This is a genomic window from Methylosinus sp. shoA, from assembly GCF_059718125.1.
In genome coordinates this window covers 2,291,614-2,316,730 of record NZ_AP046091.1, presented here as the reverse complement: position 1 = coordinate 2,316,730, position 25,117 = coordinate 2,291,614, and the positions used below count along the sequence as shown (strand labels likewise).

The following is a 25,117-nucleotide window of genomic DNA, read 5'->3' as shown; positions in this document are numbered from 1 at the left end:
CGGAGTTCCCGATGCCGCAGGCTGACAAAGTCAATAACACGTCAATCCTTGCTCCTGCGCAACAGCTCTGAGAGGAGAGCGGCTTTTTCAGCGTCCTCCCGCATCCTTTGGAGGATGGCGCTTATCTGGTCTTTGAGCGCATCGCCGGGAGCCTCGTCTGGCGCGCGACCGTGGCGGATGAAATCCTCCAAGCGCTCGGCCCGCTCTTCCTCGTCGATCGAGTCCTGCAGGCGCGCCACAATCTCCGCAGTCATGCTCCGATGGTTATGCGCGGCAAGTTCGGCAATGCGATCACGCAGATCGGCCGGGATGCGCAGGCGGAAATGTGGGTCTTCGCGTGCCATGCCACACCAATGGCACACTTTGGCCTTGACAGAAATGCCACACGGTGTGTTAATGCCGCACGCATGACACACGAGGAGGCTGGCAAACCAAAGGACGTGGCCGCACATGAGGATTCGTGTGCCGCCGGTCATAAAGGATTGGATCGAGTCTGAGGCCGAACGCAATGGAGCCTCTCAGAACAGCGAAATTGTTCGGGCGCTTGTCGAGCGCCGCAAACGGGTGACGGCGGAGCGAACTTTCCAGAGCGCAGCTCCGCCGTCATCTGCCGAAACCGCCGCTTTGCCGAGCGGCGACCTCACTCACCAACAGCGAAAGGACCGCTGAAGATGAATAGTGGGCATGTAACGTCTTTCCTCTTCGAATGCGAGACCGTCATCCGAATGGTCGACCGGAATGGGGAGCTTTGGTTCATCGCCAAGGACGTCGCCGCCGCCCTCGGATACAAAGATACGGTCTGTGCGGTGAAAACCCACTGTAAACACGGGCTTCCGGTAGGGAAAGGTGAATCGCCCTCCCCCTCTGGTTTGGACCCGCAGACGATCGTCATCCCGGAAGGGGACATGTATCGGCTGATCATTCGGTCCAAACTTCCGGCCGCCGAGCGCTTCGAGAAATGGGTGACGGAGGAGGTCCTCGCCTACAAGCGCGAGTGCTACGCGGTCCTGTTCAGCCACTTCTACGGCCGGTCGATCGGGCCCCGTCCGAGCGCCGAGGGCCCTGAAGGGAAGGCGAACCGGACGAGAAGGAGCCGCTGGTGACCCGGCGCGGCCTCGTCACCGAGGCCCGCCACACGTTCGGCGTCCAGTCCGCGCGCGAGCTGTGGTTCCGCCTCGGTTTGCCAATCGTCCCGAGCATGCTCGCCGAGCCGCAACAGGGCGACTTCTTCTATACGGCCATCAAGAAGGACGAAGATCCGAAGGCCGCGTGAGCGATCGTTGGATATCCCGAGGCAAGCGGAGATGCGTTATGCTCGAGCTGTGCAGCGAACGAGAGACCAGAAGATGATTACGAAACTCGATCCCCGGCAGTGGCCGTTTTCGGCTGTCGGCGACGGCATGACCGACGACACGACGGCGATAACGAACGCCCTCGCGGCGGCGACTGCGGCAGGCGTGCCTCATGGTGCGTGCAATTGGTCGCTGGTTCTGATCTTCGCGGGACCGAAGACGCAGGCGGCGCTCGACGCCTGGGCGAACAAGCAGGCGGCGGTCACCCCATTCGATCGAGGAACGTAGCGTCGCGATCGACATCTGGAGCGTCTCGTCCACATTCGCATTCGAGAACGAGGTTTCGCGCCCGCCCTTCGGCGGGCGCTTTATCGGCGGTCCCGTCGCCAACGATCACAGCCCGGCGGCCTTTCGGAGCGCGTCGTCGATGCGCCCCTGCCATCCGGGCCCGGCGGCCTTGTACCGCTCGAGCACATCCGCGCTCAGCCGGATCGAGACGGCGATCTTCTTCGGCGCCTTCTGAGGCCCGCGTGTGCGCGGGAACGCCGCGAGGACTTCCGGAGGCAGATCGCTCGGCGGGCGCGCCCGCTCGAAGTCTTTCGAGGTCCATTCCGGATTCTCGCTATCGATCGGGGGCTTTCTGGGCATAGCGGTCCATCTCCTTCTTGTGGGCGCGGCGCAGGCTGATCGCCCGGACCTGACCGCCGCGGTGGGGGAAGGCGAGGCAGTAGGCCCTGCCGTCGATCAGGCCCCAGGCGCGGTAGCGGGTCTCGCCGTAATCGCTCCGGTCATCCTCGACGAACGCGAGGATTTCGAGATCGGCCGCCCGAGACAAAGACACTCCATGCTTCTCGATATTGGCGGCGTCCTTGGCGGGGTCGAACTCGATCGGCATAACTGTATATACGATTTGCTACGCGATCCGTCAAGCAGATTGTGCATACAATATGTTCAGAGCGCTCTGAACAATTCCCGCGATCCTCACCGCCTCTTCGCGTTCGCCTCCCGGCGGCGCTTCGCGCGCATGCGCGCAATTCCAGAAAGGTGTGACCAAATGCCTGCGCCTATTCTATGAGCATGACAACGCCCGTCATCACCTTCGATCGTCGGCTGAAAGAGGCCGGCTTCGATGATAAGCAGGCGCTCGCTCAAGCGGACGCGCTGGACGCCGCGCTGCGAGATTCGGTCGCCACCAAGGCGGACCTCAAAGAAGTAGCGGGCGAGCTTCGCACGGAAATGGCCAATCTCAAGGTCGATATTCTTCGCTGGCTCGTTGTGACGCAGATCGCGCTCGGCGGCGTGATCCTTGCTGCGTTCAAGTTCGTGAAGTGACGTCAGCTGCGCGGCTGCGCCCCGCGCTGGACGCGAGAGCGCAGCCACGCCATATTGCGGAGTCGCGCAGCGAGAAAAGCCGTGACCGCCGTCGCCTTCGATACTCTGAAATTCGTCCGAAAGCTCGAGGCCGGCGGCTTCACGCCCTCACAGGCGACCGCCGCCGGAGCCGTCGCGGAGGCCACTGGCCAGGAACTCGCCACGAAAAGCGATCTGCGCGAGGTCGAGACGCGCCTTGAGGCGAAAATCGTCGATATCCGTTCGGAAATCCGCGAGCTCGATCTGCGCATGACGATAAAGCTCGGCGGCTCGATCGTGATGGCGACCGGCGTGATCCTCGCCGCCATCCGATATCTTCCCCCCGGCCACTGACCGCGCCGAAGCCCGATTCGACCATCCACCGCGAAGCAGACCGGGCAATGGACGAAGACCGGGCGCGTCGTCTCACGCCGCCTTCGCCTGCGCGGCGAATCGCCCGTAGAAGCTCTCGCCCTTTTCCGCCATCTCGCGCAATTCGCGCGGCGGCGCGAAGCGCGCGCCGAATTTCGCCGTGAACGCGTCGCAGATCGCGACGAAAGCCGCCGCACCGAGACCATCGATGTAAGAAAGCGTGCCGCCGGCGAAGGGCGCGAAGCCGAAGCCGAGGATCGAGCCGACATCCGCCTCGCGCGGATCGGTGACCACGCCCTCGAATAATGTGCGCGCCGCTTCCACCGCCTGCACGACGAGGAAGCGCTGCTTCAACTCCTCGACGTCGATTTCGTCGGGATCGAGCTTCGTATCGGCGAGCGCCGAGAGGCCCGGCCACAGGCTCTTCTTGCCCACTGCGGGATAGTCGTAGAAACCCTTGCCGTTCTTGCGGCCGAGGCGGCCCTCCTGCTCCACCATGAAACGCAGCACGCGCTCCTGCGTCGGATCGACGGCCGCCTCGCCCAGATCCTTCTTGGTCGCGAGATGAATCTTCCAGGCGAGATCGAGCGCGATCTCGTCATTGAGCGAGAGCGGGCCGACCGGCATTCCGGCCATGCGCGCGGCCGTCTCGATCATCGCCGGCGGCACGCCCTCGGTCAGCATGATATGGCCTTCGCGCACGAAATTCAGCACGCAGCGATTGGCGTAGAAGCCGCGTGAATCATTGACGACGATCGGCGTCTTCTTGAGAATGCGCACGAAGTCGAGCGCCGTCGCCACGGCGCGGTCGCTGGTCTTCTCGCCGCGGATCACCTCGACGAGCAGCATCTTCTCGACCGGCGAGAAGAAGTGGATGCCGACGAAATTTTCCGGCTTCAAAGACGTCTCCGCGAGCGAAGTGATCGGCAAGGTCGATGTGTTCGAAGCGAAGATCACATCGGCGCCGACGACCGCTTGCGCCTTCTTCGTCGCCTCGGCCTTCACGCCGCGCTCCTCGAACACCGCTTCGACGACGAGATCGACGCCCTTCAGCCTCTCGTAATCGGCCGTGGCCGTAACGCGCGAAAGCAGCGCATCCTTGTCGACCGCGCTCGCGCGGCCGCGCGACACTTGGCCCGATATGAGCTTGTCGATGACGCCCTTGCCCTTGTCGGCGCTCTCCTGGTCGCGATCGATCAGCACCACCTCGAGCCCGGCGAGCGCGCTCACATAAGCGACGCCCGCGCCCATGAAGCCCGCGCCGAGCACGCCGATCCTGGCGAATTTCGCCTGAGGAATTTCTTTCGGCCGATGCGCGCCCTTCTCCAATTCGCCTTTCGAGAGGAACAGCGAGCGAATCATCGCCGCCGCCTGGCGCGAGCGCAGAATATGCGCGAACCAGCGCGCCTCGACGCGCAGGCCGAGGTCGAAGGGCAGTTGCAGCCCTTCGAACACGCTGTGCAGAATCGCCTTGGCCGCCGGATAATTGTCGAAGGTCTCGCGGCGATAGATCGCGTTGGCCGCCGGCCACACCATCATGCCGCCCGGCGAATAGACGCGGCCCGACGGCGGCTTGAAGCCTTCGACATCCCAAGGCGCCCGCCCCTTCCCGCCATTCACGATCCAGGATTTTGCGCGCGCGACGATCTCGCCCTCGGGCGCGAGCTCGTGGACGAGACCGGCGGCCTTGGCTTTGGCCGGCTTCAGCTGCTCGCCCTTGAACAGCATTTGCAGAGCGTCGCCCGTCTGCATCAGCCGCGCGACGCGCTGCGTGCCGCCGGCGCCGGGGAAGAGTCCCACTTTGATCTCCGGCAGGCCGACGCGCGTCTTGTCACTGTCGGCGAGCACGCGATAATGGCAAGCGAGCGCGAGCTCGAAAGCGCCGCCGAGGCAGGTTCCGGCGATGGCGATAGCGAAGGGCTTTCCGCAAGTCTCGAGCTTGCGATAAAGGAGCGAGAGGCGCCGCGCGCCCTCGAAGAACTCTTTCATCGCCGCGTCTTCGCCGCGCTCGCGCACGGCCGTCGCGTAGTCCGCCGCGCTCTTTTGCAGCATCGAGAGATCGGCGCCGCCGGAGAAGGCGGCCTTGCCCGATGTGATGACGCAGCCTTTGATTTCGGAATCGCTCGCGACCGCGTCGACGATTTTTTCCAGCTCGTCCATCACTTCATAGGTGATGACGTTCATCGAGCGGCCGGGCATGTCCCAAGTGAGCAGGGCGACGCCGTCGGCGCCGGTCTCGAAACGGAAGTTATGAAGGTTCATGAGTCGCTCCCGTTGGATCTTGTCGAACCACCGAATTGGCGGACGTCGCCGATGTGCCGTCCCTCGTCCAGAGGAGCGCCCGCAGGGCGCGTCTCGAAGGACGCCGAGCCCGCACGTCCGGAAACGTTCCTTCGGGCCGCGAGGCCAGGAAGCGCATCATAGTCACGACGGATGAGCGCTTCCTTTTTCGCGCGCGACCAGCCCTTGATGCGACGTTCGGTCGCAATCGCTTCGTCGACGCGCTCGAAATGCTCGCTGTAGACGAGCCGAACCAGCCGGCGCAGAAACGTATAGCAATCCGGGTCGATTCCTTGATCGTGCTCGCTCACCCGCTCCTCCACGTCGCGTCGCGTGATTCCGGTGTAGTAGGATCCGTCCCGGCAGAGCAGGATGTAGACGCTCGCTCCCGGCACGCGACTCTCCCGCATTGCGCCCTTGGCCCATCCTTCGAGACGCGCCCTGCGGGCGCTCCTCAGGATGAGGATTCGGGAAATGAGCTCGAACACTCACCATTCCCCTCGCCCTGAGGAGCGCCCGCAGGGCGCGTCTCGAAGGGCGTTCCGGCGCTCACACCCGCTCGATGATCGTCGCAGTTCCCATCCCGGCGCCGATGCACAATGTCACCAGCGCCGCGCCCTTGCCGCTGCGCTCCAATTCGTCGAGCGCCGTGCCGACCAGCATGGCGCCGGTCGCGCCCAGCGGATGGCCGAGCGCGATGGCGCCGCCATTCACATTGACCTTGGAATCGTCGAGCTCGAAGGCCTGCAGGAAGCGCAGCACCACCGCCGCGAAGGCTTCGTTCACCTCGACGAGATCGATGTCGGAAAAGCTCATGCCGGCCTTGGCGAGCAGCTTCTTCGTCACGTCGATCGGGCCGGTCAGCATCAGCGCGGGCTCCGAGCCGATATTGGCGAAAGCGCGAATTTTTGCGCGCGGCTTCAATCCGGCCTTCTCGCCTGCTTCTTTCGAACCGAGCAGCACGGCCGCGGCGCCGTCGACGATGCCCGACGAATTGCCGGCATGGTGGACGTAATCGATCTTCTCCACATCGGGATGCGCCTGGATCGCGACCGCGTCGAACCCCGCCTGCTCGGCGAGAAAGGCGAAGGAAGGCTTCAGCGCGGCGAGCGACTGCATGTCGGTTCCGGGCCGCATATGCTCGTCGTGATCGAGAATGGTGAGGCCGTTGACGTCCTTCACCGGCGCGATCGATTTCTCGAACCGCTTCTCCTCCCAGGCGCGCGCGGCGCGCTGCTGCGACTGCATCGCATAGGCGTCGACATCGGTTCGCGAGAAGCCGTATTTGGTCGCGATGAGATCCGCCGAGACGCCCTGCGGCATGAAATAGGAGGGAATGGCGATGGCCGGATCGACCGGCCAGGCGCCGCCCGAGGCGCCGATGCCGACTCGGCTCATGCTCTCGACGCCGCCGCCGATGGCGAGCTCGTGCTGGCCGGACATGATCTGCGCCGCGGCGAAATTCACCGCGTCGAGACCGGAGGCGCAGAAACGGTTGATCTGCACGCCCGGCACTTCATAGCCGTAACCGGACGCGATCGCGGCGGCGCGCGCGATGTCGCCGCCGGCTTCGCCCACCGGATCGACGCAGCCGAGGATCACGTCATCGACCGGCGCGCCATCCAATCCATTGCGCTGCTTCAGCGCGGAGAGCGCCGCGACGGCGAGGCCGAGGCTCGACACCTCGTGCAGCGAGCCGTTCGGCTTGCCGCGCCCGCGCGGCGTGCGCACGGCGTCGTAGATATAGGCTTCGGGCATGAGCGGCTCCGCTTCGTGATGAGGGAGTAGGGAATAGAAGTGCGAGCGACCCTGCTCCTACTCACCACTCCCTACGCACTTCTAAAACATCTCCGCCGGCAGGCTCATCATCGTCTGCGCGCCCGCCGTGATGCGCGCCAGACGATAGCTCGTCTCCGGCAGCATCTTCTCCATGAAAAATTTTCCGATCGTCAGCTTGGCGTCGAGCCGGGCGGCCTCGCCATCGGCCGTCGCCTTGCGGTCCAGCGCGGCGCGGGCGATGCGCGCCCACATGTAGCCGAGCGCCACGCGGCCGAAGAGGTGCATATAATCATAGGAGACGCCGGCGCCATTGTCCGGCTTCGCCAGCGCGTTCTGCACCAGCCATGCCGTCGCCATCTGCAGATCGCCGAGCGCCGCCTTCAACGGCTCGACATAGGGCTTCATCCGGTCGTCCGCGCTCTCGCGTGCGGAAAATTCGCCCGCCTCGGCGAAGAAGGCCGTCACGGCGCGGCCATTGTCCCTGGGCAGCTTGCGGCCGACGAGATCGAGCGCCTGAATGCCGTTCGCGCCTTCGTAGATCATGGCGATGCGCGCGTCGCGCACGAACTGCTCCATGCCGTTCTCGCTGATATAGCCGTGGCCGCCCCATATCTGCTGCGCCTTCACCGCATTCTCGAAGCCCATGTCGGTGAAGACGCCCTTCAGCACCGGAGTCAGCAGGCCGAGACGGTCCTCCGCCGCCTGCCGCGCCTTCGCGTCCTCCGAGCGATGGGCGACGTCGCTGTCGAGCGCCGCCGACAGGGCGAGGCCGCGCGCCGCCTCGTTGAAGGCGCGGATCTCGAGCAGATTGCGCCGCACGTCGGGATGAACGATGATCGGATCGGCGGCGGCGCCCGGATTCGTCGCGCCGGAGAGCGCGCGCCCCTGCAGCCGCTCCTTGGCGTAGGCGAGCGCGTTCTGATAGGCGACCTCGGAGAGCGCCAAGCCCTGCACCGCGACGCCGAGCCGCGCCTCGTTCATCATCACGAACATGGCGGCGAGCCCGCGATTGGGTTCGCCGACCAGATAGCCGCGCGCGCCGTCGTAATTCATCACGCAAGTGGCGTTGCCGTGAATGCCCATCTTATGTTCGATCGCGCCGCAGGCCACTTTGTTGCGGCCGCCGAGCGAGCCGTCCGCCGCGACGTCGAATTTCGGCACGATGAACAGGGAAATGCCCTTCACGCCGGCCGGCGCGCCCTCGATGCGCGCGAGCACCATGTGAATGATGTTCTCGGCGAGGTCGTGCTCTCCGGCGGAGATGAAAATCTTCTGTCCGGTGATCGAATAGGAGCCGTCGCCCCGCGGCGTCGCCTTTGTCGTCAGCAGGCCGAGGTCGGTGCCGCATTGCGGCTCGGTCAGATTCATTGTGCCGGTCCAGCGGCCGGCCGCCATGGGCGGAACATAGATGCGCTTCTGCTCCTCGCTGCCGTGGCGCAGCAGCGCGGCGAGCGCCCCTTGCGTGAGGCCCATATACATTGCGAGCGCCATATTGGCCGAGGAGCCGTATTCGCTCATCGCCAAGGCGAGCAGATAGGGCAGTCCCTGGCCCTCATATTCGGGCGGAACGGAGAGACCGACCCAGCCGCCGGCGACATAGGCGTCGAAGGCCTCCTCGAATCCCGCGGGCGTGGCGACATTGCCTTCGCCGTCGCGCCGGCAGCCCTCCTCGTCGCCCTTGCGGTTGAGCGGCTGCAGAGTCTCCTCGCAGATCTTCGCTCCCTCGGCGAGGATCTGGGCCAGGAGGTCCGGCGTGGCGTCGGCGAAGCCGGGCAGATTGCCGAAGCGCTCGATGTGGAGAACGTCGGTCAGCAGGAACAGCGTGTCGTCCACCGGAGCTTTGTAGAGCGGCATGAACGGCCTCCATGGCGGCGGCGGCCTCCGGACGGTTTCGGAGGCGAAGGCTGGACACGCATATGCGCGGCGCGCCGCAGCCCGCGCGCGTCGCGCAAGCCTCTGCGCCTCTCGCCAAATCGCGACCGCGAGCGGGCCGGCTGCGCAGCAATAGGTAGAGAGCGGCGCTCGCCGGCGCAATAGGCGCCGGCCCGGCGAAGACGGCTCCGCGCAAGGATTAACCTCTTATTTACCGCGTCCGAAGGAAAGTCCCCGAGGCGGCGCCGCAGCGCCGCGCGTTCCGGCGCGATTCGCGCACCGCGTGTCTCTCGTTCAGTCCTCTCCCCCTTGCACGGGTCGCGCCCGCCGGAACCGCCATGACCGAAGCATATGCATGGAGCTTCAAGGGATTGGATCATGAGACGCGGGATGTCGCCCGCGCCGCGGCCCGCCGTTCGGGGAAAAGCCTCACCGACTGGCTCGACGATGTGATCCACGAAAAGGCCGGCTCGGAGCTGCGCCCCCCTCTTCGCAGCGGCGGAGACGACGACCGCGCCGAGCCGTCCGCGCGCAGAAGGCCGCTGCGCTCCTCGTCGCGTGCAATCGGCCGCGCGGAGCGGGAGCACGAGCGCAGCCGATGGCGGGGCGACCAGCCCCAGCGCGGCGAAGATGCCGAGGCGCCGCATTCGCGGGCGCCGGAGCGCATGCGGCAGATCGAGAGGAACGCCACGGAACTGCGCCGCGACGACGGGCGGCGCGAGGCGAAAGCGATCGTCGACGACGCCGTCGCCCTCTTCGAGCGGCGCGCCGCCGAGAGCGAGCGCAAGACCGCCAAGGCGCTCGAAAACCTCGCCGATCTCATCGAGACCAATCACAAGACCCGCGCCCGGCTCGGCGACGATCTCGGCGCGGTGATCGACCGGCTCGGCCGCATCGAGCACAAGATCGCGCACCGCGTCGAGGTCGAGGAGGACGGCGCCCGTCCGATTCGCGACGCCCTCTCTCGGCTCGAGACGCGCATCGACGAGCTGGCGGAGCAGGAGCGCTCCGTCGAGATCGAAGCGGCGGTCGAAGCCTTCGACCGCCGCCTCGCCGATATTTCCGCCCGGCTCGACGCCGAGGCCGAAGCCCGCGCTCAGGCCGCCGAGGCCGCCCGGCGGGACGCCGCCGAGGCGGCGCGCCGGGAGGCGGCGCGCGAGCGCCTGCGGCGGGCGTCGCCGGCCGCCGCTCCCGCGCGGCGCCCGCTCGCCGACGCCGTCGCGGAGATCGCCGAGCGCCAGCGCATCCTCGACGCGCGCGCCGATTCTCCGGCGCGCGGGGAGCCGCAGCCCCTCGCCGACACGGCCGCGCGCTTCGCCGATCTCGCCGGCGCCATCGACGCGCTGTCGCAGCAGATCGCGTCCACCCGTTTCGAGCATGACGCGCAGGACGAACGCCGCCAGGCCGCCGTCGCCGCGCAGATCGATATGCTGCGCCGCGAGCTCGACGGCGTCTCGCACGCGCTCGTCGACCTCGCGCCCCGCGCCTCGGTCACCGCGATCGAGGCGGCGCTGCGCGATCTCTCCGAGCGAGTCGAGGCCCAGCGCCATTACGGCGTCGAGGACAATGTGCTGGCGCCCGTGGAGAGGCTGACCGCCGATCTGCATGCGATGATCCGCGACCTCGACCCGAGCCGCATGGTCCGCAGCCTCTATGACGAGGTGAAGACGCTCGGCGAGCGTCTCGCCGCGCGCCGCTCCGACGGCGGGACGGATCGCGAGACGCTGGAGGAGATCGCCTCCGAGACGCGCGAGATCCGCGATCTGCTGAAGGCGGTGGCGCTGCGGCCCCTGCCCTTCGACCGGCTCGAGGCCGGCCTCGCCGCTCTGACCACGCGCGTCGACGAATTGAGCTTTTCCAGCGGCGACGCGGCCGGCGCGCGCGATCTCGGCGACCTCGTCTCGGCGATCCGCTCGACCGTCGCCACGGAAACCTACGGCTATTTCCAGGCCTTCGAGCGCAAGCTCGAGGAAGTCGCGGCCAAGATCGACGCCGTCTCGGTGAAATCGGGCGGCGGCAAGCGCTTCGACGAGATCAACGAGCGCATCGAGCGCGTGCATAAATCGCTCGCCGCGCGCATCGACCGCAGCGGCGGCGGAGGCGTCGGCCAGCTCGAGGGACTCGTCACCGAGCTCGCCAAGAAGATCGACGCGGCGATCGACGCCAAGTCGGCGCAGCCCGCCTTCGACGAGCTCGGCCGCAAGATCGAGCGGCTCGAGGAGAGGCTCCAGCCCAAGGCGGAGAGGGCCGCGGAGGACAAGCAGTTCCGCGAGCTGGCCCGGCGCATCGACCTGATCCACGAGCACCTCGCCGCACGGCGCGACGACGATTCGCGGCGCCGCGCCGACGGCGCCGATGCGCAGCTGACCGATCTCGTCGGCCAGCTCGCCAAGAAGATGGACGCGGCGCTGGAACGCAAGGCCGCCGCCGACAAATCGGCGGGGATGGAGCAGTTCCGCGAGCTGACGCAGCGCATGGACCGGCTCCACGAGGAGTTTTCCGCCCGGGTCGAGCAGGAGGCGCGTCGCCGCGTCGACGGCGCGACGGCGCAGATGACCGATCTCGTCGCGCAGCTCGCCGAGAAGATGGACGCCGCGCTCGATCCGCGCGCCGGCCGCGTCGCCTTCTCCGCGCTGGAGCAGCAGATCGGCCGGCTCGCCGAGCGCATCGACCGTACCGATCAGACCATCGCCTCCTTCGCGACGCTGGAGACGGCGATCGGCCAGCTGATGACCCGCGTCGAGGAGACGCGCGGCTCGACCGCGCGCGTGGCCGAGACCGCCGCGCGCGAGGCGGCGCAGGAGGCGGCGCGCGCGGCGGCGAACGCACCCAACGCCCTGCAGAAGGCCCTGGAGAAAGAGCTCGCGGATCTGCGCCAGATCCAGGACGAGACCGGCAATCGCACGAATGAGACGCTCTCCGCCGTCCATGAGACGCTGCAGCGCGTCGTCGACCGGCTGGCGGTGTTCGAGGACGAATTGTCCGACATGCGCAAGGGGCGCGTCGCGCCGCAGGCCGCTCCGGCGCCGCGCGCGGAGCCGAAGCGCCGGCGCGAACCGGCGGATGTCGAGGACATTCTGCTCGAGCCGGGCGATCGCCGCCCACGTCGCGCGGCGCGGCGCGACGGCGAGCCGGCGGGCTCGGTGCAGGCCGACTTCATCGCCGCCGCGCGGCGCGCCGCCCAGCTGGCCGCCGCCGACGCCGAGACCGCCGCCGCCAAGGAGCGCGCGGGCAGGAAGTTCCCCGCGCCGACGGCGGAGCGGGAATCCGCGCGCGTCGCCGCCACGGCCTCCGGCGTCATGGGCTCCGTCGGCGCAGCTCTGCAATCGCGCCGGCGGCCGATCCTGCTCGGGCTCGGCGCGCTGGTGCTGCTCTACGGAGCCTATCAGATCGCCCGCGTCAGCCTCGACGCGCCGCCCCCCCGGCAGGCTTCCGCGGTCCATATGGAGCCGAACGCCGCCGGGACCGGCGAGCCGGCGGCGAAAGCGTCGGGCGTCGCCGGCGCGCCGGCGGAGGCGCCGCGGGACGCCGCCGCCTCTGCGGCTCCGGCGCCTGCCGAAGCAGAGGCTCCGACGGCTCCGCCTCCATCGCTCTCGCCGCCGTCCGCCGCCAAATTTCCCTTGACCCCCAATACGCCGGCCGCGGGCGTGTTCGTCGCGCCGCCCGGCAGGCTCGGCGCCGCCAATGTCGATGCGACGCCGACCGGCACGATCGGCCCGGCCTCGGCCGGCGCCGGCGCGCTCCCCATGCGCGACGCGGTGGCGGCGATCCGCGAGCTCGCCTCGGCGGGCGGCGCCGCGGCGCAGTTCGAGCTCGGGTCGCGCTATGCGGACGGCCGCGGCGTCGGCCGCGACGCGAAATCCGCGTTCCAATGGATCCAGAAGGCGGCCGAGCAGGGGCTGGCGCCGGCGCAATATCGGCTCGGCTCCTTCTACGAGAAGGGCCTGGGCGTCGAGCGCGACTATCTGCAGGCGCGCGGCTGGTATCAGCGGGCGGCGCAGGCCGGCAACGCCCGGGCGATGCACAATCTCGCCGTGCTCTACGCCGAGGGCGGCGACGGCAAGCCCGATTACGCCCAGGCGGCCGAATGGTTCCAGAAGGCCGCCGAATATGGCGTGCGCGACAGCCAGTTCAATCTGGCGATCCTCTACGCCCGCGGGCTCGGCGTGCCGCAGAGCCTCGAGCAGTCCTATGTCTGGTTCTCGGCCGCCGCCGCGCAAGGCGACGACGACGCCGGCAAGAAGCGCGACGAGGTGAAGGCCCGGCTCGACGCCAAGAGCCTCGCCGCCGCCAAGGCGAAGGCGGAGAGCTTTGCGCCCAAGCAGCCGGACAAGGCCGCCAATGACGTGACGCCGCCGCCGGGAGGCTGGGACAACGTCAAGCCGCCGGCCAAGCCCGACGCCAAGCCGGCCAAGGCGAAAGTCTCGGCGCGCTGACGCCGCCGGGAGGCTGCGAGCCTCGCGATCCTCGCCCGCCTCCGCCTTCGATCGCCATATCCGTCCGGGCGATCTCGCTGCGCGCGGCCCGTCATCCGCCCGTCAAGAGACTCACACGATAGCCTCACATCCATTCGCTAATGGAGACGGCGTGGTGCGGCGTGCATGAGGCAGCTTCTCTCGAGGAGAAAGCGCAAATGGCCGAGAATATCACCGAAAACACCAATGCGGCCGACAAGAAGGCCGAAAACAACAATGGAAAGTTCATCGCCGGCGGCATTGCGGCGGTGATCGGCGGCGTCGTGGGCTACGGGCTGGTGGGCGGCCCGGCCGTCATCGCCGGCGCCGTCGTCTTCGGGCTGATCGGAGCGGCGCTCGGCTCCGTCTTCGACCGCGGTTGAGTCGAACGCGACGCGCCGTCGCGGCGGCCAGCGTGAATTTCCAGTACGTGTCTCTTTCTTCTACGTGTCTCTCTTCTACGTGTCCTCTTTCTTCTACGTGTCCTCTTTCTTCCCGCTTCGGCGGCTCCGTCTCGGTGCGGAGCCGCCGTTTTTTGTGGCCGATGAGATGGTGGTGCCAATTATGCAATTGTGGCCGACCCTGGTTGGGCGACAAGGCGCGCGGACCGGGTAAAGATGCGCTCAAAGCTTGGGTGTTTGGCAATGCGCGGCAAGGACCGACGATGCGCGGTACACGACAACGCATTTGGTGGGGCCGGCATGGCTCAAGGGCAGGGTGACCGACAATGCGGGGCCGCGCCAGCGGCGCATTTCGGCAGTGTTTGCGCTATTTGGAGCGCAGCAAGAGTTCGAGCAAACCCTGCTGGACAAGGTCGAGTGCTGCCAGACCGTCACTTGTGAGACCGGCGTCCGTCGCGGCTTTACGCATGGTCTCCAGTTTGGATTGAACCTGCTTCTCTGTGACGCCCTCTGCGAATATCCGAAGGAACTCCTGCCAATGCTTCGCCGGTATGCCGGAAATGATCTCCTGCATAAGCAGGTCGATGAATTTCAACATCATGCCGCCTCGGGCAACGCGACCGTAATTCTTGCCGGAATCGCTAACGGCCTCGTCGTTGAACTTTTGTCCCTTCGATGGGTAGGGCGTTGTGTGCGTGGCGGGCTTGATGGCGGCCGTCGGTCCTGTCTGGCCGCGCAAGTGCTCCCAATAATAATTGCGCCACTCGGCGGTGTAGCGCGCTTCTTCGACGAAGGGGCGGTAGAGGCGCGGGCCGCCTGACACGACCTCGTCGAGGCCCCAGGGAAACACGACAAGCAAATCTTGCGGTGCGCAGGCATGCGGCGAGGCCTTGTATCGGAACGAAGGTTCGCCTTCCTTGGCGAGCAAAAACCATCCCTTCAGCTCGATTCCCATTAAAATGCGGTCGGCTTCGGCGACGCCTGGCGCAGTCGTCTGCAGGCGCACGTCCGGGAAAACCTGTGCCTGGCGGACGAACGAATAGACTTCGTATTTGCCGACCGGGTCCCATAGCTCACGAAGCTGATTGAGGTTATCGACAACGGATGCCTCGATCGCAGCGCCAAGAGCCGTGTTGAGGGTGAATAGATCGGTGGCGCTGATGCCGGCGACGCGAAGCGACGTTCGGAATCTGGCCGGCAAGGCATGCAGCGCGTCAACGACGCGGTCGTACAGGTCTCGATGCGCCCAGGTTTTTGGCGGGCCGCCAGACCTCGCGGGTTCCGTCGCTTTCACGATACCGCCCTCTCCTGCTCACTCGTGAGCTCGCGTTGAACGCGCGCGGCGGCAGCCGTAAAGAATTCAGGATTTATCTCGGCGGCATGTGCGCGGCGTCCGGTGCGTATCGCAGCGACGGTTGCAGACATGAGGCCGCCGAAGGGTTCCCAGACGACATCGCTGACATCGCTGGAAGCGACGATCTGACGTTCCATGAGCGAGATTGGTTTTTGGTTGGCATGAAGGTAACCGGTTCCGTTCAGCGCCTTCACGCGTTCCGCACCGTGAACCGGCGGCTCTTGCCAGACGTTCGTAAGCGCGTGGGTGTGGGTCCATTTCGCGCGCATCCTGTCCCAGGCCGCGGCGGTGGGTGGCGTAACACCGTCGAGCGAGAAATAGGGCCTGTCGGTCGGATGGCCGTGCTTCGTGCACCATTTCGCCATGGCGACGACGGCTTCCCCCGGCGGGAAATACCAGAGGTGGCATTGCGTGAGATATTTGCGGGTCGCAGCATTTGCGACGCAGCAAGCCTCATTGCTCTGCGTGAGCGGCAGGCCGGATCGTTGCCATTCGGAGCGGAGCCATTCCTTGAGGGTGAGTTCTGCGCCGTCGATCGTCGGCAGGGTCGCTTTGCGTGTGTAGCGGACAGCGACTTCGGTGACGACGGGAAGGCCGCGGATCGTGCGGGAATTCACATTGCCGGCGATATGGGCGATGCCTTTATCCCAGACGACGGTTTCCTCGTACTGCCATCCATTCAGCTCGAGGGCGAAATGAGACTTGGCCCACCCTATTTCGCTGTTCCAGAACCAGAGAGTGGTGAACGGTTCGGAATGCTTGGCCCATGCGGCGGCGTGAGGGGTATACCATTCCGCCAGGCCGTCGGGCGAATGCGGCTCGCCTGGGAATTTGCCGAGACCATAGGGACCGTCGGCAATAATGACAGCAGGGGAGAGCCATTCTTCATAGGCTTTGAGGGCGTCGCCACGAAAAAGCGAAGCGCTGCCAAGACGGACATAGTGGGGGTCGTTCCTGGCAATCCTGATCTTTGGCGTGAACCCCATGTGATACCCCTTTTTTTGAATTCTTAGCTGAATCGATCTACGTGCGAAAGAAGCTCGAGCGCCGCATTGTGCGCCAACAGCATTTGAGGGTTGATCTTGCAATGCCCCTGCGCCCGCATCAATCATGGGATTTGTTCCCTGTTCGCCCCATGTACCCGCTGCGGCCGCTTCTGGCGCGATGCGCGAACATGGGCTAAGGGAACGGCGTCGGCCCGCGACCGCCGCGCGAGCTTCTCTTCGTCTCGACCGCCGTCGCGTCCGACCGCCGGCTCCGCGGCCGCGGCGCCGCTTTTTTGCGACAGTCTTGCGCGATGCGGCGCGGCCGGGATGATCGGAGACCGAGACGGCGTGGACGATCGACGATCAGGCTATGGCGCGGCGGCGCTGACATTCCTCGCCGGGGCGGGAGCATTGGTCTCTCCCTGGCTCAGCGGCCGAGTAACGATCCCCTGGGACGCCAAGGCGCATTTCTATCCGCAATTCGTCTTCCTCGCCCATGCGCTGCACGCGGGGCAGGCGCCGTTCTGGACGCCGAATGTCTTCGCCGGCTCGCCGCAGGTCGCCGATCCACAATCGTTGATCTTCGCGCCCTTCTTCCTCGCCGCCGCCGCGCTCGCGCCCGAGCCCTCCTTCATCCTCGAGGATGCGATCACTTTCGCCATGCTGGCCATGGGCGGCCTCGCGCTGACGGCCTATTTCCGCGACCGCGGCTTCGCCGCGAGCGGCGCGCTGGTCGCGGCTTTCGCCTTCGCTTTCGGCGGCTCGGCGGCCTGGCGCATCCAGCATACCGGGCAGGTAATGAGCCTCGCCTGGTTTCCGGCGACGCTCTGGCTGCTCGCCCGCGCGCTCGACCACCGCTCGGCGGCCTATGGCGCGGCGGCGGGGATCGTCGCGGGCTTTCTGGCGCTCGGGCGCGACCAGGTCGCGTTTCTCGAGGTCCTGGTCCTCTCCGCCTACGCGCTGTTCCGCATCGTCTCGGACGAGCGTGATTCCGCGAGCGCGCTCGCGCCGCTCGTCGCGGGCGCCGCCTGCGGCCTCGCCGTCATCGCCGTCCCGCTGGCGCTGACGATGGAGCTCGCCGCCGGGTCCAACCGGCCGGCCATCGATCTCGAGGGCGCTCTGCGCGGCTCGCTGCACCCCGCTTCTCTGCTGACCCTCGTCTCCGCCAATCTGTTCGGAACCGATGGTCCGCTGAAGGATTTTTGGGGCCCGCCCTCCGCCGCCTTCGGCGTGAAGGACCTCTTCCTCGCCCGCAATATGGGCGACGTCTATATGGGCGCCCTGCCGCTCATGTCGCTGCTCGCCGCTATCGCCGCCCGGTCGCGGCCGCATCGCGAGATACGCTTCTTCGCCGGCGCGGCCGTCGTCCTCGCCCTCTATGCGATCGGGCGCTTCTCGCCCGCTTTCTCCGTGATGTTCCATTTCCCCGGGGTCGATCTGTTCCGTCGTCCGGCCGACGCGACTTTCCCGCTCTGCGCCGTGCTCGCCATTCTCGCCGGCTATGGATTTCATCTCGTCGTGAGCGCGGAGCGCGAGCCGCCGCTGCGCGCGCTCGCCGCGGCGATCCTCGCGCTGTTCGCGCTCGCGGTTTTCGTCGCTGTCTCCAAAGATCGACTTGCCGCCGCGGCTTTCCCGCTCGCCCGGAGCGCGGGGCTGGCGGCGCTCGCCTTTCTCGTCGTCGCTTTCGCTCGCCGCCTCTCGGCGCGCCCGCTCGCGCTGCTCGCCATCGTCGGCGGGACGATGACGCTCGATCTCGCGGCGAGCAATGGGCCGAACGAATCGACCGCTCTGCCGCCCGGCATGTTCGACGCGCTGCGTCCCGATACGCGCAACGAAACCGTCGCGCTGCTGCGCGAGCGACTCGCGGCGACGGCGGCGCCCGATCGGCGCGACCGCGTGGAGCTCGCCGCCATCGGCTTCCATTGGCCGAACGCCTCGCTCGTGCACGGCTTCGACCACGACCTCGGCTATAATCCGATCCGTCTCGCCCTCTTCGAGGAGGCGACCGGCGCCGGCGACCATGTCGCTCTGCCGGAGCAGCGCGTCTTTTCGCCGCTCTTCCCCGCCTATCGCTCGACCATGGCCGATCTGATGGGCCTGCGCTTCATCGCGACGGGCGTTCCGATCGCGGAGATCGACAAATCCTACAAGCCCGGCGATCTCGACCTCGTCGCGCGCACGGCCGACGCCTATGTCTACGAGAACAAGGCCGCGCTGCCGCGGGTGCTGCTCGCGACCTGCGCCGTCCGCGCCGATTTCGCGCGAATGGCCAAGGACGGGGCGTGGCCGGAGATCGACTATCGGACGACCGTCCTGCTCGAGGAATCGCCCATCTGCCACAATACCCGCGCCGAATCCGGCGCCGGCGGCGTCCGCCTCGTCTCCTACGAGCCGTCGGAGGTGGTCGTCGACGTCGATGCGCCGCGCGGAGGCGGCCATGTCGTGCTGAACGACGTCTATCACCCCGCCTGGGCGGCGACGCTCGACGGCGCGCCGGCGCCGGTGCTGCGCGCCAATGTGATGTTCCGCGCCGTCGCCGTGCCCGAGGGCCGGCACGAGCTGCGCTTCGTCTACCGCCCCTTCGACGCGCTGTGGCGGCGCATCCGCGCCGCATTGCGCCTTTGAGGCGGCCTCCCGCGCGGCGGCGGCGATATTGCTTCGCGGGATGAAACCTGTTTAGTCCTGCGTAGAAACCCCCGAAGCTCCCGAGGACGGGGAAAATCCGGGCGAGGAATTCCGGGAATGACCCATTCACAGCGGCGGCCGGCGACCGGCGGGGCCGCCCCGGCGTCCGCCGACGCTCCGCAGCCCGCCGGCGATCTCGATCCGCCGGATTGGGAGCGGTTCCGGGCCGAGAGCCATCGCGCGCTCGACCATATGATCGATTTTCTCGCCGCAGTGCGGGAACGGCCCGTCTGGCGCGAGCCTTCGCGCGAGGCGCGCGAGCGCTTCCGCCGTCCGCTGCCGGCCCAGGGACGCGGGCTCGCCGCCGCGCTCGCGGATTTCGAGCGCTTCATCGAGCCATACGCCAATGGCAATATTCATCCTTTGTTCATGGGCTGGGCGCAGGGCGCGGGCACGCCGGCCGGCATGGTGGCGGAAATGCTCGCCGCCGGGCTCAACTCCAATTGCGGCGGCCGCAATCACATCGCGATCGACGTCGAGCGGCAGATCGCCGCCTGGATGGCCGAGGCCTTCGGCTTTCCTCCGGAGGCGAGCGGCGTTTTCGTCACCGGCGCGTCGATGGCGAATTTCCTGTCGCTGCTGATCGCGCGCGAGCATGCGCTGGGCGAGCGCAATGTGCGCAAGAACGGGCTGAAGGCGCTCGAGCATCAGCTCGTCGCCTACGCCTCGCGCGAGGCGCATAATTGCGTGCGGCAGGCGATGGAGCTCGCCGGCATAGGCGCGCGCCATCTGCGGCTCATCGAGTCCGACGCCGCCCGCGCGCTGCGCCTCGACGCGCTCACGGAGGCGATAGCGGAGGATCGCGCCGCGGGGCTGCATCCCTTCCTCATCGTCGGCACGGCGGGCTCGGTCGACACCGGCGCGATCGACGATCTCGACGCGCTCGCCGACATCGCGCAGCGGGAGGACCTCTGGTTCCACATCGACGGCGCCTTCGGCGCGCTGGCCGCGCTCTCGCCGGCGCTGCGCCCGCTGGTGAAGGGGCTGGAGCGCGCCGATTCGGTCGCCTTCGACTTCCACAAATGGCTGCATGTTCCCTATGACGCCGGTTTCTTCCTCGCGCGCGACCCGGAGGTTCACCGGCGCGCCTTCGCCGCCGACGCCGCCTATCTGACGCGCGCGCCGCGCGGGCTCGCGGCGGGAGAGACTTGGCCCTGCGACCTCGGCGCCGATCTCTCGCGCGGCTTTCGTGCGCTGAAGACCTGGTTCACGATCGAGGTGTTCGGCGCGGAGCGGCTCGCCGCCTGCATCGAGAAGAGCTGCCGGCTGGCGCGCCGGCTGCGCGACCTGATCGAGGCCTCGCCGACCTTCGAGATGCGCGCGCCGGTGACGCTCGATATCGTCTGCTTCGGCGTGAAGGACGATCCGAGCGGCAGGCTCAATCGCGAGATCGTGATGGAGCTGCACGAGAGCGGCGAGGCGGCGCCCTCGCTCACCCTGCTCGACGGCGTTCCGACCATCCGCGCGGCGATCTTCAATCACCGCACGCGAGAGGAAGACATCGACGCTTTCATCCAGATGCTGGAGCGCGCCGCGCAACGCGCGCGCGGCGAGCCGCCGTTGGAGCCGCTGCCGGCGCCGCGGGAGGGCGAGCCGCTGTCGCTCGATTGAGAGAAGCCGCAGACTGAGTGAATCGGGCGACTAGTCTACTAGTCTTCCGAAACAAAGCGGATGATCTCCTTCTTCTATATGCCTGCGCATCTCAAGTAGATACGGGTCAGACCAGCGCTCAGGAGAGATTATACGATGATAGTGCACATAGATTATAGCCTCCCGAAGCAGGAAGAAATCTGAGAGCTCTTTTGATGAAAAGGAAAAATTGGGATTGAATCTGTGATAGCCTTTGAGCATGGCATCCCAGAATGTCTTTATCGTGGAGGGGAGGGTTTCGGGCGTCACATGGGTGACTACCTTGCTGTAAATCGAGTCATATAGCATCACCGCCAGATCCTGAAGGAAGTAACCATATTCCGCATTATCAAAATCGTATATCTGTATTCGATCGTCTTGGATATGTATATTACCCATATTTACATCGCCATGGAGAATGCCGTAATTGTTGCTTGTTATGGGAATTCTCGATATTTCCTGCATCAATTTCGAAACGCTGCTCCTGAATTTGTCTCCTATTGGTGCTTTCGTCTCGATCATATCCTTTGTAAGCAGTCGGGATGAACTCCAGTCGCCCCGGTAGACTTTGAATCCCGTGGCGTTGGCCTCGATCGCGGCAGCGTGCATCTGACCGATAAGTTCGCCAACACGACGACAAAAATCGACCGAAAGATCGTCGCGCACCGCTTTTCGCCCTGCAGCTTCTTCGAAAACCGCCAGCAGATAGGATCTGCCGCCGATGGTCATCTCTTCATATTTAGCTCCTGATGCCGACGATCGAGGCACGCAGACGGGAATGCCTTTCTCAGATAAAAATTCGATCCATTCGAGTTCACCCTTAATTTCGGCGGGCGTCCGATGTCGCATGATGGACACTCTGGCAATCCGCTTGGCGCCGAGATGGTTGACGCGATATACGAAGTTCTGCGAGGCGCCCACAAAAACCGCGAAATTTGCGTCGATATCGAATGAGTTCAGAAGAGTTGAGAATTGGGCGCTGTCCATACCCGTTGGCAGATCATTACCCGTTGGCAGATTATCGTCCATTTTAGGTCGTGTCCTGGCGCTGTTACACAGAAGTGGATGGCTGCGGCCGGCCGTGGCTCCAGCGGGTTGTCGATCAGCAGCCGATTTGGACCGCAACCACTTTGCTTCGCTCCGCTCGCAATGACGAGCCCCACATCCCCGGGCTCAACATCAAGGACACTGTTTTTGAAGGATTTGAGATTATGTGACGCAGGAGAACTAGGTCCGGGACCGCTTCCACGCCGCCAGGGCGACGGGGACGAGCGGCTGGATCAAAGTCTCCATGGCCTGCGCATAGACGCGGATTTCGTATTGCGCATGAGCGTCGGCGCGCAGCGACAGGAAGCGGAACAGGTTGAGCAGATTGGTCTTGGCGAACATGTGGCTGTAGGTCGAGAGCGGCAGGACCGTGCGGGCGAGCTCGCGCGGCCAGCCGGCGGCCAGCAGATCGCGATAGGTCGCGAAGGCCGCCTCGCAGGCCGCGCGCAGCTTTTCCGCCTCGGCGCGCCGCGCCGCGATGTCGCCGCCCGGCTGACGGCCCTGCTTATTGGCCACCGCCTGCTCGCCGATCGTCTCGGGACCGGGAACGTAATAGAACTCCGGCAGCTCGCGATAGCGGCCGGAGAGCTCGTTATAGGTCCAGGTGCGATGGCGGTGCCATTGGCGCAGAACGAAGATCGGCGCCATCACCTCGAACTGGAGCTCGACCGCCTCGAAGGGCGTCGTATGCTTGTTCCTCCAGAGATATTCGATGAGGCGCGCGTCCGAACCCTCGTTCTCGCCGGCCCGCCAGGCCGCGTCATAGGAGACGCGGGCGGCGCGCACGATCGAGAGGTCCGAGCCCATATGATCGACGAGACGGACGTAGCCGTGGTCCAGGACGTTGATGCGATTCGTCATTTCATCTCGCCGCGCCGCTCGCGCGTCCCCTCCGATCACTCGCTCCGGCGTCATCGCTTCGCTCGCGATGTCGGCGGCCCGGAAGCGCCGCCCCCCGCTTTTCGGCCCCAGCCGTAGCCACAGGCGGAAAGGCGCGTTATATCGCCCGGAACGCCCTCTGACGCGAGCACTTTCCGCATGACATCGGACCATGAGACCTCGACCCATTTCGGCTTCTCCGAGGTGGAGCTCGACGAGAAGCAAGGCCTCGTGGACGACGTCTTCCACAAGGTGGCGCGCCGCTACGACATCATGAACGACCTCATGTCGGGCGGCCTGCACCGGCTGTGGAAGGACGAGTTCGCCGCCAAGGTGCGGCCCCGGCGAGAAGGCTTCCGCCATCTCGACGTCGCGGGCGGCACGGGCGACATCGCCTTCCGCATCGCCAGAGCGGCGCCGGCGGACGCAAGAATCGTCGTGCTCGACATCAATGGCGACATGCTGGATGTCGGCCGCGACCGGGCGAACGAGCGCGGCTTTTCGGACAAACTGGAATTCGTCCAGGCCAATGCGGAGTCCCTGCCCTTCCCGGAAGCGCATTTCGACGCCTACACGATCGCTTTCGGCATCCGCAACGTGCCGCGCATCGAGGCCGCGCTCGCCGAGGCGTTCCGCGTGCTGCGGCCGGGCGGGCGTTTCCTCTGCCTCGAATTCTCGCAGGTCTCGATCCCCGGCCTCGACAAGATCTACGAGGCCTATTCCTTCAACGTCATTCCGGCGATCGGCAAGCTCGTCGCCGGCGACTCCGAGCCCTATCGCTATCTCGTCGAATCGATTCGCCGCTTTCCCCGTGCGGAAGAGTTCGAGCGGATGATCCGCCGCGCGGGCTTCCGCCGCACCGGCTTCGAGCGGCTGACCGGCGGCGTCGTCGCCATCCATTCCGGCTGGAAGCTCTGATCCCCGCAACCCGGACGAACGGCGGCTCTTCGTGCTCATCGGCTTCGGGCATCTCTTCCGACTGGCGCGCGCCGGGCTGATCCTGGCGCGCGAGGGCGTATTCAAGGGCGTCGATCCGGCGCTGCTGCCGGTCGCGCTGCAATTTCCGCTGCGCGTCGGCAATCTGCTCGCCAGGCGCGACAGCGGCGGCGCGCCGCAGGCGCTGGTGCGCGCCTTCGCCCAGATCGGCCCCTCTTATGTGAAGCTCGGCCAGTTCCTGGCGACGCGGCCGGATGTCGTCGGCGGCGAGATCGCCGACGCGCTGACGGCGCTGCAGGACCGCATGGAGCCCTTCGGCCAGGCGGCCGCGGTCGAGATCATCGAAAAGGCCTTCGGCAAGAAGATCGACGAGATTTTCGTCTCTTTCGGCGAGCCGGTCGCCGCCGCCTCCATCGCCCAGGTGCATCAGGCCCGCGTCGCCTATTCCGACGGCGAGCGCAAGGTGGCGGTGAAAGTGCTGCGGCCCGACGTCGAGCGTCAGTTCCGCCGCGACTTCGCCGACATGTATATCCTCGCCCGCGCCGCCGAGCGCTTCTCGGCGGAAGGGCGCCGGCTGCGGCTCATCCAGGTGGTCGATACGCTCGCCCGCTCGGTGAAGCTCGAGACGGATTTCCGCCTCGAGGCGGCGGCGGCCTCCGAATTCCACGAGAATGTCGCCGACGATCCCGATATTCGCGCGCCCACGGTCGACTGGGACCGCACGACGCGCGAGGTGCTGACTCTCGAATGGATCGAGGGCGCGCCTCTGTCGGACATCGCGCGCGTCGCGAGCTTGGGGCATGATCTGAAGGACCTCGGCCGCAAGGTGCTGCAGTCCTTCCTGCGCACGGCGATGCGCGACGGCTTCTTCCACGCCGATATGCATCAGGGCAATCTGTTCGTCGACCGCAAGGGCCGGCTCGTCGCCATCGATTTCGGCATCATGGGCCGACTCGGTTTCAAGGAGCGCCGCTTCCTCGCGGAAATCCTGTTCGGTTTCATCACTCGTGATTACAAACGGGTGGCGGAAGTGCATTTCGAGGCCGGCTATGTGCCGCCCGTCCATTCGGTCGAGGAGTTCTCACAAGCGCTGCGCGCGATCGGCGAGCCGCTGCACACGATCAACGCGCAGGATATTTCCATGGCGCGGCTGCTCACTCTGCTGTTCGAGGTGACGGCGCTGTTCGACATGCGCACGCGCACCGAGCTGGTGCTGCTGCAGAAGACCATGGTGGTGGCCGAGGGCGTCGCCCGCTCGCTCGATCCGACGCTGAACATCTGGAAAACGTCCGACCCCGTGGTGCGCGGCTGGATCGAGGACAATCTCGGTCCGCAGGCCAAGCTCGAGGACGCGGGCAAGGCGGCGCTGGAAGTGGCGAAATATGCGACGCGCCTGCCCAAGCTCCTCGCCGACGCCGAGGCGGCGGTGGAGACGCTGGCGATCGCGGGCTCGAAAGGCGTGCGGCTCTCCGCGGAGTCGCTCGAAGGCCTCGCCCGCGCGCGCCGCTCGGCGGACCGCTGGTTCCTGCTGGCGCTGGCGGTGGCGCTGATGGTCGCCTTGCATTTGTTGCGCTGACCGCGCCGTCTCGTCACGGCGCGATCAGCCGCCAAATCTCACTTGCCGCCGCGATGAAACGACGGAAACACGGCCGCGTCGGCCGGCCCTCCCATGGTCGCCGCCGCGCCGGCGGTCACGGAAAGAAGGGCGATGGCGAGCAGCAGTCGGCGAAGAATGGCGGAGTTGATCATGGGCGGCGCTCCCTAGGATTGTCTCGCCGCGACGCTGCGGCGTTGGGAGCGT

General features: G+C 66.4%; 24 protein-coding genes. 12 read left to right on the top strand and 12 right to left on the bottom strand.

Going from position 1 to position 25,117, the window contains the following annotated elements:
- Positions 1–41: 41 nt before the first annotated feature.
- Positions 42–344 (bottom strand): Arc family DNA-binding protein, encoded by a 303-nt coding sequence (locus AC6IW9_RS10440; protein ID WP_497772246.1) that lies wholly within the window; start codon positions 342–344, stop codon positions 42–44.
- Positions 345–423: 79 nt separating this feature from the next.
- Here AC6IW9_RS10440 and AC6IW9_RS10435 point away from each other — a divergent pair, with 79 nt between their 5' ends.
- From AC6IW9_RS10435 to AC6IW9_RS10420, 4 genes are all read left to right on the top strand, one after another.
- A complete protein-coding gene (locus AC6IW9_RS10435; RefSeq protein ID WP_497772492.1) occupies positions 424–669 on the top strand; it encodes an Arc family DNA-binding protein in 246 nt (81 codons plus the stop codon).
- Positions 670–671: 2 nt separating this feature from the next.
- Entirely contained in the window at positions 672–1,103 is a 432-nt protein-coding gene (locus AC6IW9_RS10430; RefSeq protein ID WP_497772244.1) for a BRO-N domain-containing protein, read from the top strand.
- On the top strand, positions 1,100–1,273 hold the full coding sequence (locus AC6IW9_RS10425; protein ID WP_497772241.1) for a hypothetical protein: 174 nt from the start codon (positions 1,100–1,102) through the stop codon (positions 1,271–1,273). Before AC6IW9_RS10430 ends, AC6IW9_RS10425 begins: the two co-directional genes overlap by 4 nt.
- 73 nt (positions 1,274–1,346) lie before the next feature.
- The gene (locus AC6IW9_RS10420; RefSeq protein ID WP_497772239.1) at positions 1,347–1,580 is read left to right on the top strand and encodes a hypothetical protein; all 234 of its coding nucleotides are present in this window, start codon (positions 1,347–1,349) and stop codon (positions 1,578–1,580) included.
- 105 nt (positions 1,581–1,685) lie between these two features.
- Here the strand turns inward: AC6IW9_RS10420 and AC6IW9_RS10415 are convergent, their stop codons facing one another.
- Both AC6IW9_RS10415 and AC6IW9_RS10410 read right to left on the bottom strand, forming a co-directional pair.
- A complete protein-coding gene (locus tag AC6IW9_RS10415; RefSeq protein WP_497772236.1) occupies positions 1,686–1,940 on the bottom strand; it encodes a BrnA antitoxin family protein in 255 nt (84 codons plus the stop codon).
- The gene (locus AC6IW9_RS10410; protein WP_497772233.1) at positions 1,915–2,187 is read right to left on the bottom strand and encodes a BrnT family toxin; all 273 of its coding nucleotides are present in this window, start codon (positions 2,185–2,187) and stop codon (positions 1,915–1,917) included. Before AC6IW9_RS10410 ends, AC6IW9_RS10415 begins: the two co-directional genes overlap by 26 nt.
- A gap of 176 nt (positions 2,188–2,363) precedes the next feature.
- Here AC6IW9_RS10410 and AC6IW9_RS10405 point away from each other — a divergent pair, with 176 nt between their 5' ends.
- The gene (locus AC6IW9_RS10405; RefSeq protein ID WP_497772230.1) at positions 2,364–2,624 is read left to right on the top strand and encodes a hypothetical protein; all 261 of its coding nucleotides are present in this window, start codon (positions 2,364–2,366) and stop codon (positions 2,622–2,624) included.
- Positions 2,625–2,705: 81 nt separating this feature from the next.
- The gene (locus tag AC6IW9_RS10400; protein WP_497772227.1) at positions 2,706–2,996 is read left to right on the top strand and encodes a CCDC90 family protein; all 291 of its coding nucleotides are present in this window, start codon (positions 2,706–2,708) and stop codon (positions 2,994–2,996) included.
- Between the two features lie 72 nt (positions 2,997–3,068).
- Here the strand turns inward: AC6IW9_RS10400 and AC6IW9_RS10395 are convergent, their stop codons facing one another.
- The 4 genes from AC6IW9_RS10395 to AC6IW9_RS10380 form a co-directional block, all read right to left on the bottom strand.
- Complete coding sequence (locus AC6IW9_RS10395; protein WP_497772225.1) at positions 3,069–5,276, bottom strand: 3-hydroxyacyl-CoA dehydrogenase NAD-binding domain-containing protein; 2,208 nt, start codon at positions 5,274–5,276, stop codon at positions 3,069–3,071.
- The gene (locus AC6IW9_RS10390) at positions 5,273–5,782 is read right to left on the bottom strand and encodes a GIY-YIG nuclease family protein (protein WP_497772222.1); all 510 of its coding nucleotides are present in this window, start codon (positions 5,780–5,782) and stop codon (positions 5,273–5,275) included. Before AC6IW9_RS10390 ends, AC6IW9_RS10395 begins: the two co-directional genes overlap by 4 nt.
- A gap of 61 nt (positions 5,783–5,843) precedes the next feature.
- Positions 5,844–7,052, bottom strand: coding sequence for an acetyl-CoA C-acetyltransferase (locus tag AC6IW9_RS10385; protein ID WP_497772219.1), 1,209 nt, complete (start codon positions 7,050–7,052; stop codon positions 5,844–5,846).
- Between the two features lie 81 nt (positions 7,053–7,133).
- Positions 7,134–8,927, bottom strand: coding sequence for an acyl-CoA dehydrogenase C-terminal domain-containing protein (locus AC6IW9_RS10380; protein ID WP_497772216.1), 1,794 nt, complete (start codon positions 8,925–8,927; stop codon positions 7,134–7,136).
- A 356-nt stretch (positions 8,928–9,283) separates the two neighbouring features.
- On the opposite strand from AC6IW9_RS10380, the gene AC6IW9_RS10375 reads away from it, so the two are divergent.
- A complete protein-coding gene (locus tag AC6IW9_RS10375) occupies positions 9,284–13,381 on the top strand; it encodes an SEL1-like repeat protein (RefSeq protein WP_497772213.1) in 4,098 nt (1,365 codons plus the stop codon).
- A 197-nt stretch (positions 13,382–13,578) separates the two neighbouring features.
- Positions 13,579–13,782, top strand: coding sequence for a hypothetical protein (locus tag AC6IW9_RS10370; protein WP_497772210.1), 204 nt, complete (start codon positions 13,579–13,581; stop codon positions 13,780–13,782).
- Between the two features lie 385 nt (positions 13,783–14,167).
- Here AC6IW9_RS10370 and AC6IW9_RS10365 read toward each other — a convergent pair whose 3' ends face one another.
- Entirely contained in the window at positions 14,168–15,094 is a 927-nt protein-coding gene (locus AC6IW9_RS10365) for a hypothetical protein (RefSeq protein ID WP_497772207.1), read from the bottom strand.
- On the bottom strand, positions 15,091–16,140 hold the full coding sequence (locus AC6IW9_RS10360) for a DNA methyltransferase (protein ID WP_497772204.1): 1,050 nt from the start codon (positions 16,138–16,140) through the stop codon (positions 15,091–15,093). The genes AC6IW9_RS10365 and AC6IW9_RS10360 overlap by 4 nt, the downstream gene beginning before the upstream one ends.
- A 348-nt stretch (positions 16,141–16,488) precedes the next feature.
- Here AC6IW9_RS10360 and AC6IW9_RS10355 point away from each other — a divergent pair, with 348 nt between their 5' ends.
- Positions 16,489–18,765, top strand: a complete 2,277-nt coding sequence (locus tag AC6IW9_RS10355) for a hypothetical protein (RefSeq protein ID WP_497772201.1) — start codon at positions 16,489–16,491, stop codon at positions 18,763–18,765.
- Positions 18,766–18,882: 117 nt separating this feature from the next.
- Positions 18,883–20,436, top strand: coding sequence for a pyridoxal phosphate-dependent decarboxylase family protein (locus AC6IW9_RS10350; protein WP_497772197.1), 1,554 nt, complete (start codon positions 18,883–18,885; stop codon positions 20,434–20,436).
- Between the two features lie 30 nt (positions 20,437–20,466).
- Here AC6IW9_RS10350 and AC6IW9_RS10345 read toward each other — a convergent pair whose 3' ends face one another.
- Both AC6IW9_RS10345 and thyX read right to left on the bottom strand, forming a co-directional pair.
- The gene (locus AC6IW9_RS10345; RefSeq protein ID WP_497772194.1) at positions 20,467–21,483 is read right to left on the bottom strand and encodes a phosphotransferase enzyme family protein; all 1,017 of its coding nucleotides are present in this window, start codon (positions 21,481–21,483) and stop codon (positions 20,467–20,469) included.
- A gap of 198 nt (positions 21,484–21,681) precedes the next feature.
- Positions 21,682–22,362 carry an FAD-dependent thymidylate synthase gene (gene thyX / locus AC6IW9_RS10340; RefSeq protein ID WP_497772190.1) on the bottom strand — a complete coding sequence of 227 codons (681 nt, stop codon included), beginning with the start codon at positions 22,360–22,362 and terminating at the stop codon, positions 21,682–21,684.
- Positions 22,363–22,539: 177 nt separating this feature from the next.
- Here thyX and ubiE point away from each other — a divergent pair, with 177 nt between their 5' ends.
- Together ubiE and ubiB are read left to right on the top strand one after the other, a co-directional pair.
- A complete protein-coding gene (gene ubiE, locus AC6IW9_RS10335; RefSeq protein ID WP_497772187.1) occupies positions 22,540–23,298 on the top strand; it encodes a bifunctional demethylmenaquinone methyltransferase/2-methoxy-6-polyprenyl-1,4-benzoquinol methylase UbiE in 759 nt (252 codons plus the stop codon).
- A gap of 31 nt (positions 23,299–23,329) precedes the next feature.
- Positions 23,330–24,892 carry a 2-polyprenylphenol 6-hydroxylase gene (gene ubiB / locus AC6IW9_RS10330; protein WP_497772184.1) on the top strand — a complete coding sequence of 521 codons (1,563 nt, stop codon included), beginning with the start codon at positions 23,330–23,332 and terminating at the stop codon, positions 24,890–24,892.
- Between the two features lie 38 nt (positions 24,893–24,930).
- Here the strand turns inward: ubiB and AC6IW9_RS10325 are convergent, their stop codons facing one another.
- Entirely contained in the window at positions 24,931–25,065 is a 135-nt protein-coding gene (locus AC6IW9_RS10325; protein ID WP_497772181.1) for a hypothetical protein, read from the bottom strand.
- Positions 25,066–25,117: the final 52 nt, after the last annotated feature.

Excerpts from the sequence above, each read along its gene's own strand:
- AC6IW9_RS10385 (WP_497772219.1), bottom strand. The coding sequence starts at position 7,052 with ATGCCCGAAGCCTATATCTACGACGCCGTGCGCACGCCGCGCGGGCGC.
- AC6IW9_RS10420 (WP_497772239.1), top strand. The coding sequence starts at position 1,347 with ATGATTACGAAACTCGATCCCCGGCAGTGGCCGTTTTCGGCTGTCGGC.
- AC6IW9_RS10410 (WP_497772233.1), bottom strand. The coding sequence starts at position 2,187 with ATGCCGATCGAGTTCGACCCCGCCAAGGACGCCGCCAATATCGAGAAG.
- AC6IW9_RS10415 (WP_497772236.1), bottom strand. The coding sequence starts at position 1,940 with ATGCCCAGAAAGCCCCCGATCGATAGCGAGAATCCGGAATGGACCTCG.
- ubiE (WP_497772187.1), top strand. The coding sequence starts at position 22,540 with ATGACATCGGACCATGAGACCTCGACCCATTTCGGCTTCTCCGAGGTG.
- thyX (WP_497772190.1), bottom strand. The coding sequence starts at position 22,362 with ATGACGAATCGCATCAACGTCCTGGACCACGGCTACGTCCGTCTCGTC.
- AC6IW9_RS10350 (WP_497772197.1), top strand. The coding sequence starts at position 18,883 with ATGACCCATTCACAGCGGCGGCCGGCGACCGGCGGGGCCGCCCCGGCG.
- AC6IW9_RS10370 (WP_497772210.1), top strand. The coding sequence starts at position 13,579 with ATGGCCGAGAATATCACCGAAAACACCAATGCGGCCGACAAGAAGGCC.
- AC6IW9_RS10395 (WP_497772225.1), bottom strand. The coding sequence starts at position 5,276 with ATGAACCTTCATAACTTCCGTTTCGAGACCGGCGCCGACGGCGTCGCC.
- AC6IW9_RS10325 (WP_497772181.1), bottom strand. The coding sequence starts at position 25,065 with ATGATCAACTCCGCCATTCTTCGCCGACTGCTGCTCGCCATCGCCCTT.
- AC6IW9_RS10360 (WP_497772204.1), bottom strand. The coding sequence starts at position 16,140 with ATGGGGTTCACGCCAAAGATCAGGATTGCCAGGAACGACCCCCACTAT.
- AC6IW9_RS10380 (WP_497772216.1), bottom strand. The coding sequence starts at position 8,927 with ATGCCGCTCTACAAAGCTCCGGTGGACGACACGCTGTTCCTGCTGACC.
- AC6IW9_RS10375 (WP_497772213.1), top strand. The coding sequence starts at position 9,284 with ATGACCGAAGCATATGCATGGAGCTTCAAGGGATTGGATCATGAGACG.
- AC6IW9_RS10405 (WP_497772230.1), top strand. The coding sequence starts at position 2,364 with ATGAGCATGACAACGCCCGTCATCACCTTCGATCGTCGGCTGAAAGAG.
- AC6IW9_RS10440 (WP_497772246.1), bottom strand. The coding sequence starts at position 344 with ATGGCACGCGAAGACCCACATTTCCGCCTGCGCATCCCGGCCGATCTG.
- AC6IW9_RS10345 (WP_497772194.1), bottom strand. The coding sequence starts at position 21,483 with ATGGACGATAATCTGCCAACGGGTAATGATCTGCCAACGGGTATGGAC.
- AC6IW9_RS10430 (WP_497772244.1), top strand. The coding sequence starts at position 672 with ATGAATAGTGGGCATGTAACGTCTTTCCTCTTCGAATGCGAGACCGTC.